Source organism: Chryseobacterium contaminans, from assembly GCF_001684955.1.
In the GTDB taxonomy this organism is placed as follows: Bacteria; Bacteroidota; Bacteroidia; order Flavobacteriales; family Weeksellaceae; genus Chryseobacterium; species Chryseobacterium contaminans.
The window spans coordinates 1-13,436 of record NZ_MAYF01000345.1 but is presented as its reverse complement, the minus strand read 5'-3'; the positions used below and the strand labels follow the sequence as shown (position 1 = coordinate 13,436).

At 35.9% G+C, this 13,436-nt stretch carries 10 protein-coding genes; 6 read left to right on the top strand and 4 right to left on the bottom strand.

The genetic code is table 11. The features are described 5' to 3' along the window. The first annotated feature begins 10 nt into the window (after window positions 1–10). Window positions 11–1,048 carry a GMP reductase gene (locus BBH99_RS19715; protein ID WP_066699820.1) on the top strand — a complete coding sequence of 346 codons (1,038 nt, stop codon included), beginning with the start codon at window positions 11–13 and terminating at the stop codon, window positions 1,046–1,048. Window positions 1,049–1,119: 71 nt separating this feature from the next. On the opposite strand, the gene fabG is transcribed toward BBH99_RS19715, so the two are convergent. From fabG to BBH99_RS19695, 4 genes are all read right to left on the bottom strand, one after another. Then, window positions 1,120–1,863, bottom strand: a complete 744-nt coding sequence (gene fabG / locus BBH99_RS19710; protein WP_066699818.1) for a 3-oxoacyl-[acyl-carrier-protein] reductase — start codon at window positions 1,861–1,863, stop codon at window positions 1,120–1,122. A 170-nt stretch (window positions 1,864–2,033) separates the two neighbouring features. Further along, window positions 2,034–3,545, bottom strand: coding sequence for a WG repeat-containing protein (locus BBH99_RS19705; protein WP_123873227.1), 1,512 nt, complete (start codon window positions 3,543–3,545; stop codon window positions 2,034–2,036). Between the two features lie 7 nt (window positions 3,546–3,552). Beyond that, window positions 3,553–4,227, bottom strand: coding sequence for a 16S rRNA (cytidine(1402)-2'-O)-methyltransferase (rsmI, locus tag BBH99_RS19700; RefSeq protein WP_066699814.1), 675 nt, complete (start codon window positions 4,225–4,227; stop codon window positions 3,553–3,555). A 2-nt stretch (window positions 4,228–4,229) separates the two neighbouring features. Next, window positions 4,230–5,714, bottom strand: coding sequence for a hypothetical protein (locus tag BBH99_RS19695; protein ID WP_066699812.1), 1,485 nt, complete (start codon window positions 5,712–5,714; stop codon window positions 4,230–4,232). A 61-nt stretch (window positions 5,715–5,775) separates the two neighbouring features. Here BBH99_RS19695 and BBH99_RS19690 point away from each other — a divergent pair, with 61 nt between their 5' ends. The 5 genes from BBH99_RS19690 to mnmG form a co-directional block, all read left to right on the top strand. After that, on the top strand, window positions 5,776–6,363 hold the full coding sequence (locus BBH99_RS19690; protein ID WP_066699810.1) for a thymidine kinase: 588 nt from the start codon (window positions 5,776–5,778) through the stop codon (window positions 6,361–6,363). 185 nt (window positions 6,364–6,548) lie between these two features. Beyond that, window positions 6,549–8,993 carry a bifunctional UDP-N-acetylmuramoyl-tripeptide:D-alanyl-D-alanine ligase/alanine racemase gene (locus tag BBH99_RS19685; RefSeq protein ID WP_066699807.1) on the top strand — a complete coding sequence of 815 codons (2,445 nt, stop codon included), beginning with the start codon at window positions 6,549–6,551 and terminating at the stop codon, window positions 8,991–8,993. A gap of 2 nt (window positions 8,994–8,995) precedes the next feature. Further along, on the top strand, window positions 8,996–11,152 hold the full coding sequence (locus tag BBH99_RS19680; protein ID WP_066699805.1) for a patatin-like phospholipase family protein: 2,157 nt from the start codon (window positions 8,996–8,998) through the stop codon (window positions 11,150–11,152). A 4-nt stretch (window positions 11,153–11,156) separates the two neighbouring features. Then, window positions 11,157–11,576, top strand: a complete 420-nt coding sequence (ybeY, locus tag BBH99_RS19675) for an rRNA maturation RNase YbeY (RefSeq protein WP_066699803.1) — start codon at window positions 11,157–11,159, stop codon at window positions 11,574–11,576. A 147-nt stretch (window positions 11,577–11,723) separates the two neighbouring features. Further along, window positions 11,724–13,436, top strand: a 1,713-nt coding sequence (gene mnmG / locus BBH99_RS19670) for a tRNA uridine-5-carboxymethylaminomethyl(34) synthesis enzyme MnmG (RefSeq protein ID WP_066699801.1), incomplete at its 3' end; no start/stop codon positions are given.

Sequence of the window (13,436 nt, the reverse complement as noted above, 5' to 3'; positions counted from 1 at the left end):
TAATTACAAAATGCGTATAGAATATGACATAAAACTGGGGTTTAAGGATGTAATGTTCCGCCCTAAACGTTCCACATTAAAATCCCGTTCTGAAGTAGATCTGGAAAGAGAATTTATCTTCAAACATACCAAAAAAAAATGGAATGGAGTTCCTATTATCGCGGCCAATATGGACACCGTGGGAACTTTTGAAATGGCTGTTGAACTGGCAAAAGACAAGATTATCACTGCGGTACACAAACATTATACTCCTGAAGAATGGGATCAGTTCCTGCAAAGCCAGCCTGAAAGTATTCATCAGTATATTGCATTAAGTACAGGTACCGGAAAAGCAGATGAAGAAAAGATCAGAATCATCCTCGAAAAGCATCCAAAAATTGAGTTTCTCTGTATAGATGTTGCCAATGGTTATTCTGAGCATTTCGTTCAGTTTGTGAAGACCGCAAGGGCTAATTTTCCTGATAAGATCATCATTGCAGGAAATGTAGTGACCGGAGAAATGGTGGAAGAGCTTCTTTTGGTAGGTGCAGATATCATTAAAGTGGGTATAGGGCCTGGTTCTGTATGTACCACCCGTGTAAAAACCGGAGTTGGCTATCCGCAGTTATCTGCTATCATTGAATGTGCTGATGCTGCTCATGGCTTAGGAGGTCATATTATTGCAGATGGAGGCTGCAAAGTTCCTGGAGATGTTGCTAAAGCGTTTGGTGGCGGTGCTGATTTCGTCATGTTAGGCGGGATGTTTGCCGGCCATGATGAGAGTGGTGGTGAAATGATTGAAGAAGATGGTAAAAAATACCGTCTATTTTATGGAATGAGTTCAAAAACGGCTATGGATAAACATTCTGGCGGAGTAGCAGAATACCGGGCTTCTGAAGGAAAAACCGTAAAAGTAGCGTATAAAGGGGCAGTTGCTGAAACCGTGAAGGATATTTTAGGAGGAGTACGTTCTACCTGTACTTATGTAGGGGCATCCAAACTTAAAGAACTTTCTAAAAGAACCACATTTATCAGGGTTCAGGAGCAGGAAAATCAGGTTTTTAACTGATAAATTTTGAATGTATTGAAGAAATATGCATAAATAAAAAAGAGGCTACCTGTGTAGCCTCTTTGTATTTTTTACATTAACATTCCACCGTCTACATTTAATGTCTGCCCTGTAATGTATGATGACATATCACTTCCGAAGAATACACAAGCATTAGCAATATCTTCAGGCTGTCCTCCTCTCTTCAAAGGAACTCCTTCTCTCCATCCCTGAACTGTTTTCTCATCCAATACAGCTGTCATTTCAGTTTCAATGAATCCAGGAGCAATAGCATTACATCTGATGTTTCTGGAACCTAATTCTAGTGCCACAGATTTTGTAAATCCAATTACACCTGCTTTAGAAGCTGCATAGTTAGCCTGCCCGGCATTACCTTTTACACCCACTACTGAAGTCATATTGATAATAGATCCTGATCTTGCTTTCATCATCGGTTTAATAACCGCTTTTGTAAGATTAAAAACTGAATCAAGATTTACTTTAATTACCTGATCCCAGTCTTCTTTAGACATTCTCAATAATAAGTTATCTTTTGTAATCCCGGCATTGTTTACCAAAATATCAATCTGCCCAAACTCCGCCATTACTTCTTCTACCAATTTTTGAGCTGCATCATAATCTGATGCGTCAGACTGATACCCTTTAATTTGGGTTACAGAACTTAAAGCTGCTTCTAATTCTTTGGCTTTGTCTACAGAACCGGCATAAGTAAATGCTACTTTTGCTCCCTGTTGAGCATACATTTCAGCAATACCCTTCCCGATTCCTCTTGTAGCTCCGGTAATTAGTGCTACCTTTCCTTCTAATAATTTCATATCTCTTGACGATTATTTTTTTATAACTCATTCAGCTGATGAAAGCTGACTTACTTAGTATCATAATTCTTTTTCAGAATTAATCGGTTTGCAAAGATATTATAAATTGTTATTCAACGCATTGAAAACATAAAAATACTGAACTTTTTTGTTCAATTTCTATGATTTTGCTATAATTCCACAGCATCATTTCTAAATCTGGTGAAATAAATAAAGTCTGTTTTTTTATCTTTATTCAATTTCAAAACTTCTTTCATCCAGGTAAATTTTTCGTAAACAATATCCGTTAAAGGTTCATTCTGAAAATTTAATACCCCATATTTCCCTTCTTTTTTGACAACAATTTCATTTTCAAAGTTTTCAAAAGCAATAATATCTTCATAGGCAAACGGAACAAGTTCCTTACCTTTCCCGTCCAGAATCCCATAAAGGCCAGCATCATCCATACATACAAGGGGTTTTGAATATTCGTTCAGGATGGTAAAGTATTCAAGATCTTGATTTCTTACTTGCTTCACGTGCTTAAGTTCAAGTACAGATTTACTGGCTGTCAAAAACCTGTAGTACTGATCCTGTCTTTTGATGATCAAATTTTCAGGATAAAAACCAATTACATGATCCCCTTCATTCAGGATATTTTTCAGTTCATTATCCAAAAACTTTTCCTCATTTCCTTTTTTAAGATAAATAAAATCCTTCCCTGAGACTGTAAAATTTTTAATAAAATCATATTCCTGAGGAACCACTAGATTCCCTTTCAGGTCTACTATACCGGATTGGCCTGATTTATCGCTGTAAACCCTGAAAAGATGATTGGATAATGGATATACATATTTAAAATTATTAGGATAGAGCTTCTGGTCTTTCTTGCAGAAAATAGTTACTTTATTATTTTTTCTTAGATAAATGTATTCCTTTTTGCCAAAGTATTCCGGTGTGATATCACTGTAAATTTCGTCAGCAATGGTATTATCTTCAACATCTATCAGACCATATTTTCCTGTTATTTTATTTTGGGTAATCAGATAAGGATAGCCATTCATATCTACCACATTTTTTGAGAACTTATGCAAAGTTTGACCGTTTTTCCCAATGATCTCACTCTGATTTTCTTCATTACTGATAAGAGCCTTGCCATTTTCAAAGCTGTAATCGTCTTTAAATTCTCTGTCGCTCAGCTGTTTCCCATTAAAGTCATACAGGAACCATTTTTTGTCCTTCAAAACAAAGAAAGCATCTTTCCCTGCAAATCGGATTTTATCTGAATCCGGAATGATGAGCTTTCCATTATAATCATAAACAGCTTCTTTTCCCTGTTTGGAAGCAATAATACGTTCTTTGCTCCACCAGGGCGTATTGAAGTCCTGATCTTCCGAAGGAATCAGCTCATTTCCTTTTTCATCAATAATTGCAGATTTTCTTCTGTTTCCTTCCTCGGAATAAAGAATAAACCTGTTTTTAAAAATATGGGAAAGGCTACCTCTGGAAGGTGATTCAAAGGTTATATTTCCTTTGGAATCTACAATACCTTGTTTTTTGGAAACAGGATCATAGGCTATTCCAAATCCATCAGAATACGAACTTACCTCCTTTCCTGTTTTTTTGGAAAGAAGAACTTTAGTGTATTGATTAGTTTGCGCCATACAAACTGTAGAACACAATACAAAAATTAGTTTTTTCAATTAAAAATTAAATAGAATTATTGACAATAAGAACGATCTCTCCTTTTAAAGTTTTACTCTTGGAAAATTCAATTAACTCACTGATTGTTCCGCGTTTGGTTTCTTCAAACTTCTTGGAGATTTCACGGCTTAAACTTGCTCTGGTATTTTCACCAAAGAATTCTTTGATCTGTTCTAATGTGGTATTGATCTTGTGTGGACTTTCGTACAGAACAATGGTTTTCTTTTCTTCGGCAAGCTGCTTCAATTTGGTTTGTCTTCCTTTCTTTTGCGGTAAAAATCCGGCAAACAAAAATTCATTATTGGGGAGCCCGGAAACCACTAAAGCCGGAATTAAAGCTGTAGCTCCCGGAAGGCAGATCATCTCAATATTATTATCTGCTCCGGCTTTGGCCAATAAATATCCCGGGTCTGAAATTCCGGGTGTTCCTGCATCGGTAATGATGGCGATATTCTGACCATTTTTAAGGTCTGTAATTACTTTCTCTGTTGCCTGATGTTCATTGTGTAAATGATAGGATTTTAATGGCTTGGAGATTTCAAAATGTTTTAAAAGTATTCCGGAAGTTCTGGTATCTTCACATAAAATATAATCAACATCTTTAAGGACATTTACTGCCCTGAAAGTCATATCTTCCAGGTTCCCAACGGGTGTGGGAACAAAATATAGGATTCCGCTCAAAATTATAAGAATTTATTTTCCACCAATATCCAAAGTCGCTGGGCATATTCATCCACTTTGTTCCATTTTCTTTCATAATAAAGATCGCTCAGGTATTCCTTGGCTTCTTCCAATGTTTTGAACTGGTTCAGATGAGCTACTGTTTCATTCAGGTCTGCCTGGCTGCCTTCAAATAGCATTTTTGAGAAAGCAATTCTGTCATTTAAATCCAGCTTAAACTCCGTTTTGGGCTTATCAGCTTCCATAAAGTTCGTAGGAATATTAGACTTCAGAATACTTCCGGTATCTTCTTTTACAGGCTCAAACTGGTTTTCCTTTGGAAGTTCTCTTTCCAGCGGATCATCATCAAATAGGGTCTGAACAGCTTTCAACCCTTTAATATTGGCTAATTTTATTTTTTTCTCCTGATGATATTCGTCTAAATTTTCAAAACTCTCATCAGAAGGATGTCTGTCTGTTTCTTCGGGAACAGGTTTATCTATTTCAACAATTTTTCTTCGGTCATAGACTTCAGCAAGAACATTTTCTTGTTTTTTCTCTTCTTCAGGATGGTCATTTTTAATATCATTCACGATATTTTCCACATTGGAATTTTCGGTAGCTAACTCTCCCTGTTCTAAAGAGATATTGGAAGCTACAAATTGTTCTTCGCTCTCTTCAATCAGCATTTCATCATCAAGCATTTCAGTATCAAAAATACTTGGAATGGTTTCTCTTACTTTATTTTCTTTAGTATCTCTTGATTCTGCAAAATCTACCTGTTTTTTATGCTCAGCTTCATCATCGTCATCTATCTCATTCAGCTGATTATTAAAGATTGTTTCTTCTTCTGTCACTTCATTCTCGAACATATTTTCATTGATATCTTCATCTGAATCAGGGTGTGCATCGGCAAGGATTTTTTCTTCATCCACAAAGCTTAAAACAGCTTCAGGGGCAATGGAATGCTCATCTTCCTCAATTTCGTTCAACTGATTATTGAATATGGCCTCTTCTTCCGTTATATCTTCAGAAATAGTTGAAGTCTGCACGTTTTCAACCGCTCTTTCTTCATTATTTTCAGCTACAAAACTGATGATATTTTCATGAAATTCATTTTCAACAATCTCATTCAATTGGTTATTGAAAGCTTCTTCTTCATCAGCTCCAGTAATAAAACTGTCATTTTCATGCTCATCAATTTCATTCAGTTCATTATTAAAAATAGCTTCTTCTTCTGTTACTTCATTTCCTGAATCATGATGATGATCGGTCTCACCGGAAGTAAAAGAAGCAGAATGACTGTCTGAGTTCAGTACAGGTTCTTCCGTTACAAAATATTCGATATTTTTTTCCAGCAGCTTCAAAAAAGAAATCCTGTTAGCAAGCTCATCCACAAGATCCTGCTTGGAAAGTAATTCGTCTACGTTATTTATTTTGTCAAGATTATCAATGATATTCTTGGACTCAAATAAAATCTTTTCCTTTAAATCTTGGATGTTTTGCATGATAAGATTCTTATTAAAATTGCTTACTTTTGATGTTGAAAATATACGGCTAATTTAACAAATGTTTTTAGAAAATACAATTAATCATTCCAAACAAAGTGGTTGGATGGAAGTGATTTGTGGCTCTATGTTTTCGGGTAAAACCGAGGAGTTGATCCGAAGATTACGTAGAGCAGAAATGGCAGGACAGAATGTGGAAATTTTTAAACCGAAACTGGATATCCGGTATTCTGAAGAGGACGTTGTTTCTCATAATCAGAATAAAATCCGCAGTACCGCAGTAGATAATCCGAACGAAATTCTTCTGCTGGCCTCCAATTGCGATGTAGTAGGAATAGATGAAGCACAGTTTTTCGACGAAAGTATTGTTGAGATAGCAAATCAGCTGGCCAATAGTGGCATAAGAGTCGTTATTGCAGGACTAGACATGGATTTTCTGGGACGTCCTTTCGGGCCAATGCCCAATTTAATGGCTACTGCAGAATATGTTACAAAAGTGCATGCTATTTGCAAGAGAACGGGTAACCTTGCCAACTACTCTATGAGAACCTCCCAGGGAGATGATCTGGTAGAGCTTGGAGAGACCGAAAGCTACGAAGCCGTAAGCCGTCGTGTTTTTATTGATGAAGTGCTTTCAAAAAGGAAGTAATTCACTGGAATAAAAATTCAAATCCAATAAAAGTATATTCACTTCATATAATATAAATGAAAAACGAAAAAGCAATATTGTAAAATTTCAAAAAGGAGATCTGCTTACAATAATGAGCTCTTCTGACCTCTTTGCAATTTTACCTTTTTGCCGTTTCGTATTAAAATAAAGCAGAAAGGGTACCAATGAACTATACAGTACAACAAATTGCAGAGATCACCAATGCAGAAGTTATTGGAGACAAGAATTTAGTGGTTAAAAATATAGCGTATGACAGCAGGATTATTTATTCTATTAAAAATACTGCCTTTATTGCTATTAACACCCATAAAAATTCTGGTGAAAAGTTCATTGAAGCTGCAATAGACAGAGGTATCAATATCATTATTTCTGAACATAAGTATCCGCAGTTTGAAAACATAACGTGGATCATTGTTAAAAATTCCGTGGATTTTCTGCAGCAATTAGCCAAGTATCACTTTGAAAATTCTCATTTACGATCCATCGGAATTACAGGAAGTAATGGTAAAACTATTTTAAAGGAATGGTTATATCAATGTCTGTGGAACGAATTTCCAACCGTAAAAAGTCCGAAGAGTTTTAATTCTCAGATTGGGCTTCCCCTTTCTCTTCTGCAAATTAACCATTCTCATGAACTGGGAATTTTTGAAGTAGGAATTTCTCATCCGAATGAAATGGAAAAACTGGAAAATATTTTCCATCCGCAGATCGGATTGTTAACACATATTGGAAATGCCCATGCGGCCAATTTTTCTTCCGAGGAGGAACTGATTGATGAAAAGATTAAACTTTTCAAAGATTCTGAAATCATCATTTATAATGGTGACCATTCTATAGTAGATCAAAAAATTAAAAAATTATACACTGACAAAAAATTAATCTCTTACGGGTTCAAAAAAGAAAATCAGGTCTTCATCAAAAAAAATACGAAGGATGAGAATATCATTGTTGATTATTTTGGCGAAGAAATCAGTTTTCCGGCTCATCAGAGAGACGAATCCACGTTAACCAATGCTACGGCGCTTATCGCAGTCCTTAAGGTGTTACAGGTCGAAAATAAAAAGATCGTTGAAAAAATCAACCTTTTAAAGGCCGTCGAAATGAGGCTTGAAGCGATCGAAGGAATTAAGGGAAATATTATCATCAACGATTCTTTCAATCTTGACCTTGATTCTCTGAAAACTGCCCTTCAATTTTTAAAGGAATATAATAAACCTAAAAAATCTCTGGTCTTAACTGACATCGTAGGAGTGAATACCAATTCTCAGGAATTATATGACGAAGTTTCAGAATTGGTGAATGAACAAAATTTTGATTCTGTATTCCTGGTCGGTGATGAAATTTCAAAGTTCAGTGAATTATTTAAATCTAAAACCTATACTTTCATTGATACCAGAGAACTCATCGAAAGTAAACATCTTTCTGAAATAGAAAATCAGATCATTCTTCTGAAAGGAGCCAGAAAATTTGAAATTGAAAAGTTGAAAGATATTCTGGAACTCAGAAAGCATGATACTGTTTTAGAGATTAATCTGAATGCCATTCTTCATAATATCAACTACCACAAATCGCTGCTTAAGCCAGGCACAAAAATGATGGCCATGGTAAAAGCCAATGCTTATGGTTTGGGGAGTTATGAAATTTCAGAATTTTTACAGCACCACCACATCGATTATCTGGGAGTTGCCTTTGCTGATGAAGGGGTTGAACTTCGTAAAAAAGGGATCACCACTCCTATTGTTGTGATGAATCCTGAGCAGCACAGCTACCAAACCATCATAGAATACAACCTGGAACCTGAGATTTATAGTTTCAGGGTTTTAGAATTGTTCTATGAAGCTGTACAGAAATCCGGGTATGACAAAAAATATCCTATTCATATTAAGTTGGAAACGGGGATGCACCGTCTTGGATTTAAAGATTTTGAACTGGATCAGCTAAGTGAAACTTTAAGTGAGAAAAATCTTAAAGTTCAGAGTATATTCAGTCATTTATCCTCTTCGGATATGCCTGAAGAAAAAGAGTTTACATTTGGTCAATTAAAGACATTTGATAAAAACTCCAGCTATCTGATAGAAAAACTGGGGTATGCTCCTCTTCGACATATATTAAATTCTTCCGGAATTACAAGTTATACGGATCATCAATATGACATGGTAAGAATTGGTATCGGAATGCTTGGAGAATCTCCGGATACTGAAATTCAGAAACAATTACAGTCTGTGGTAAGTTTTAAAACCGTAATTTCACAGATATCAATGGTTGAAGATGGTGAATCTGTTGGGTACAGCAGAAGATTTAAAGCAGACCATCCCACAAAGATCGCTACCATACCGGTTGGATATGCTGACGGTATCCCAAGACTGATTGGAAACCAGGTGGGAAGCCTGAGCGTCAACAAAACATTAGCTCCGATTGTTGGAAATATCTGCATGGATATGATGATGATTAACGTGGAAAATGTTCCGAATGTAAAGGAAGGTGACATGGTAACCGTCTTTAATGCCAAACCAAGTTTAAAAGAATTCGCAGGCTACTGCAAAACGATAACCTATGAAGTATTAACCTCCATTTCGCCTCGGGTGAAACGGATCTATATAAAAGATTAACTATGAGAAAACTCCTGATTCTTCTTTTCATATTCCCATTAGTGTGGATCCAATCTCAGGTAAAAAAAGACCTTGTGATTCCGAAGAACCCCAAAATAGGACTGTCGCTTGCCGGTGGTGGTGCCAAAGGTTTTTCACATGTAGGAGTGCTTAAAGTATTAGATTCATTAGGAGTAAAAGTGGATTATATTGCCGGAACCAGTATGGGAGCTATTGTTGGCGGCCTGTATGCTTCCGGATATTCCGGTAAAGAAATAGAAAAAATCGTAATGGATACGGATTTCTATTCTTTGATAATGGATCCGAAATCCAGACAGGAAGCCAGCTTTTTCAATAAATCTGTAGACAAATATCTTTTATCCATTCCCTTAAAAAATGGGAAAATTACACTTCCTTCTTCCATCAGCACCGGGCAGAGAAATGTTTATCTTTTAAAGGAACTTTTTAAAAATGTTGCCAATATTGAAGACTTTTCTAAAATGCCTATTCCCTTTTTATGTGTCGCAACAAATCTCGAAAGTGGTAATATGCAGATCTTCGAGAAAGGAGATTTAGTACAGTCTATTATGGCAAGCTCTGCATTTCCTTCTTTAATGGATCCTGTTAAAATTGGAGACAGTATTTATATTGATGGAGCTATGACGGTAAACTATCCTTCAAAGCCCTTAAAAGACCGTGGAATTGATATTGTGATTGGTGTGGACCTGAACCAGGATCTATCCAAAAGAGAGGATTTAAACAATATTATATCCATCCTTAACCAGGTTATTGATTTCGGGATCAAAAGAGATACAAGAAAACAATATAAATATACTGACATCAACATTAAACCTAACCTTAAAGGAATGTCTGCTACAAGCTACGACGAGAAGAAAAAAATTCTCGACAGCGGCTATGTGGAAGGTTTAAAATATTCTCAAATACTGGATCAATTACCAAAACGTTCGTTTGACCGTCTCAGACAGCGTGTAAATCCAATATATTCCAATGTATATAAGATAGACAGTATTTCTATAGAAGGAAGTAAAATATATGGTAAAAACTATACTCTCGGAAAGATGGGATTACGTCTACCCTCTTTGCAGACCTATGGAAATATCAATAAAATGGTGGATAAACTTGTTGCCACCAACAACTATAAATTCATTAACTATGATATTGTCCAGGAGAATGATGCCAATTATTTAAAACTTTATGTTACTGAAGACGATGCCCGGCATTTCTTAAAATTCGGATTGCATTATGATGAAGTTTTTAAAACAGGTTTACTACTGAACTATTCAGCCAAAAGACTTTTATTTAAAAATTCCAACCTTTCAGTAGATGTAGTGGTAGGTGACAAATTAAGATATTACCTTAATTATTTTATTGATAACGGCTATATTCCCGGATTTGGTATTTACTCATCAGGAATGAGTTTCGACCTGAAAAATGCAGATAATAACATAATTGACAAATGGGAATGGATGAGGAACGAAGCGTATATACAGTCTGTATGGAAGGATAAATACGCTATTGGTGGTGGTATAAGCCACGACTACTTTAAAGCTGAAATTAATGGTGATAACAGACGCTACAGCCGATTTTTAAATCCTTATATATTCCTGAAGACAGATACGCAGGATGACAAGGAATTTGCAACTAAAGGAGTCTATTTTGCTGCTGAAGGAAAAGTTGTAGATCTTTTAAAATCTGAAGTTGAAAAAAGAATCGTTCAGATAAAAGCAGATTTAAAAATCAATATTCCTTTGGGAAAACAATTTACTTACCGCCTTAATTTATTTGGTGGAATTACTCTTGGAGAAGATCTTCCAGCCTATTATCAATACAGATTGGGCGGAATATTTGAGCAGAATATTATCAACTTCAAGCGTTTTGGAGGATTTTACTTTGCCCAATTGCATACGAATAACGTAATTTTGGCATCTAATGATGTTCAGTTTAGGTTTAATAAAAACTATTTTATCATTGGGAATTTTAGCTTTGCCAACCTTTCCAATGACATTAAATTTGAAGATGCAGTTAAAGTAAATTATAGCTCGCTGGGCATTACGGCTGGATACAAATCTCCTTTCGGGCAGATTAAAGTGAACTTCAGCCACTCACTTAAAAACAATCAAAAAGGCATATTCAGTGTTATTTTAGGACACTGGTTTTAATACAATGATACAATTCTTTTATGAAAATTTACCGGAGTCGGTAGATACAGATTACAAACAATGGCTGGAAGATTTAATACTTTCAGAAGGAAAAAAACTAGGAGAAATCAACTACATTTTCTGTGATGACGAATATCTTTTGAAGATTAATCAGGATTATTTACAGCATGATTATTATACAGATATTATCACTTTTGATTATGTAAAAGGCAAGACAATAAGCGCTGAGATTTTCGTATCTTTGCAGCGCATTTCTGATAACGCCTCTACCCTTTCCCGAGATTATGAAGATGAATTAAGAAGGGTTTTAGCCCATGGAGTTTTACACCTTATAGGCTATAAAGACAAGACGGAAGAAGAGGAAAAAGAGATGCGGAGAATGGAAGATCTGTACTTAACGAAATATAGAGACTCTAAGAATTAAAATTAAATAATCACTTAAAGTCCGACATCTAAAGTACTCTATTCTAGCAACAATATACGTTTATCTAGAGTGCATTCTTCAAAAATGTTTCACGTGAAACATTAGTAGTTAAAGTGAAGGTTTAAAGCTTAAACAGCAAGATAAAAAATGATTTCAGAAATATATGATGTGATCGTAGTAGGTGCAGGACACGCAGGATGCGAAGCAGCAGCAGCGGCAGCCAACCTGGGTTCAAAAACGCTATTGATTACAATGAATATGCAGACCATCGGACAGATGAGTTGCAACCCGGCAATGGGTGGAATCGCAAAAGGACAAATCGTAAGAGAGATTGACGCAATGGGTGGATACTCCGGAATCGTAGCAGACAAATCTGCCATCCAATTCAAAATGCTGAATCTTTCAAAAGGTCCTGCTATGTGGTCCCCAAGAACCCAGAATGACAGAATGCTTTTTGCCGAAGAATGGCGACTGGCTTTAGAGAATACTCCCAATCTTGATTTCTTTCAGGATATGGTGAAACAACTGGTTGTTGAAAATAATAAAGTAACCGGAGTAATTACTTCTTTAGGAATTGAGATTAAAGCAAAATCTGTAGTCCTTACCAACGGAACTTTTCTTAACGGATTAATTCACGTTGGAGACAAACAACTAGGTGGTGGAAGAATGGGTGAACCAAGAGCATTTGGGATCACCGAACAATTGGTAAGCTTAGGCTTCGAAGCCGGAAGAATGAAAACCGGTACTCCACCAAGAGTGGATGGAAGAAGTTTGGATTATTCAAAAATGGAAGAACAGAGAGGAGATGAAAAACCACAAAAGTTCAGCTATCTTGATACTCCGAAATTAACCAAACAATTAAGTTGTCATATTGTATATACGAACGAAACGGTACACGATATTCTTCGTGAAGGTTTCGATAGAAGTCCAATGTTCAACGGAACGATTCAAAGTTTAGGCCCAAGATACTGTCCAAGTATTGAAGATAAGATTAATCGTTTTGCAGAAAGAAACAGACACCAGCTTTTCGTAGAACCGGAAGGATGGAAAACTGTTGAGATCTATGTAAACGGATTCAGTTCTTCTCTTCCGGAGGATGTTCAGATCAAAGCCATGAAACATATTCCAGGATTTGAAAATGTAAAAGTCTTCCGTCCGGGATACGCCATTGAATATGACTACTTCCCTCCTACCCAATTGAAGCATACCTTGGAAACAAAATTGATTGACAATTTATATTTCGCAGGACAGATCAATGGAACTACAGGATATGAAGAAGCAGCAGGTCAAGGGCTGATTGCCGGAATCAACGCTCACAATAAAGTTCATGAAAAAGATGAATTTATCCTGAACAGAGATGAAGCTTATATTGGAGTATTAATTGATGACTTGATTACAAAAGGAACTGAAGAACCATACAGAATGTTTACTTCACGTGCCGAATACAGACTTTTATTAAGACAGGATAACGCAGATATCAGATTAACTGAGAAAGCATACCAACTTGGACTGGCAAAAGAAGAGAGATTAAGAAAAGTAGAAACAAAAATATCTGAAAGTCAGCAACTTGAAGAGTTTTTACGTGAAACTTCTTTAAAACCAGGCGTTATCAACCCTATTTTAGAGTCAATAGAAAGCAGTCCTGTAGATCAGGCTTACAGAGCCGCTCAAATTCTTACAAGACCTAATATGACTTTAGATAAACTTGATGGAATTGATTTTATTAAAGAAACTTCTTCTCAATACAACGACGAAGTAAGAGAACAAGCAGAGATCAATATCAAATATAAAGGGTATATTGAAAAGGAAAAAGAAAACGTAGCTAAATTAAATCGTCTCGAAAATATTAAAATTCCGGAA

Excerpts from the sequence above, each read along its gene's own strand:
- BBH99_RS19715 (WP_066699820.1), top strand. The coding sequence starts at position 11 with ATGCGTATAGAATATGACATAAAACTGGGGTTTAAGGATGTAATGTTC.
- ybeY (WP_066699803.1), top strand. The coding sequence starts at position 11,157 with ATGATACAATTCTTTTATGAAAATTTACCGGAGTCGGTAGATACAGAT.
- fabG (WP_066699818.1), bottom strand. The coding sequence starts at position 1,863 with ATGAAATTATTAGAAGGAAAGGTAGCACTAATTACCGGAGCTACAAGA.
- BBH99_RS19695 (WP_066699812.1), bottom strand. The coding sequence starts at position 5,714 with ATGCAAAACATCCAAGATTTAAAGGAAAAGATTTTATTTGAGTCCAAG.
- BBH99_RS19685 (WP_066699807.1), top strand. The coding sequence starts at position 6,549 with ATGAACTATACAGTACAACAAATTGCAGAGATCACCAATGCAGAAGTT.
- BBH99_RS19690 (WP_066699810.1), top strand. The coding sequence starts at position 5,776 with ATGTTTTTAGAAAATACAATTAATCATTCCAAACAAAGTGGTTGGATG.
- BBH99_RS19680 (WP_066699805.1), top strand. The coding sequence starts at position 8,996 with ATGAGAAAACTCCTGATTCTTCTTTTCATATTCCCATTAGTGTGGATC.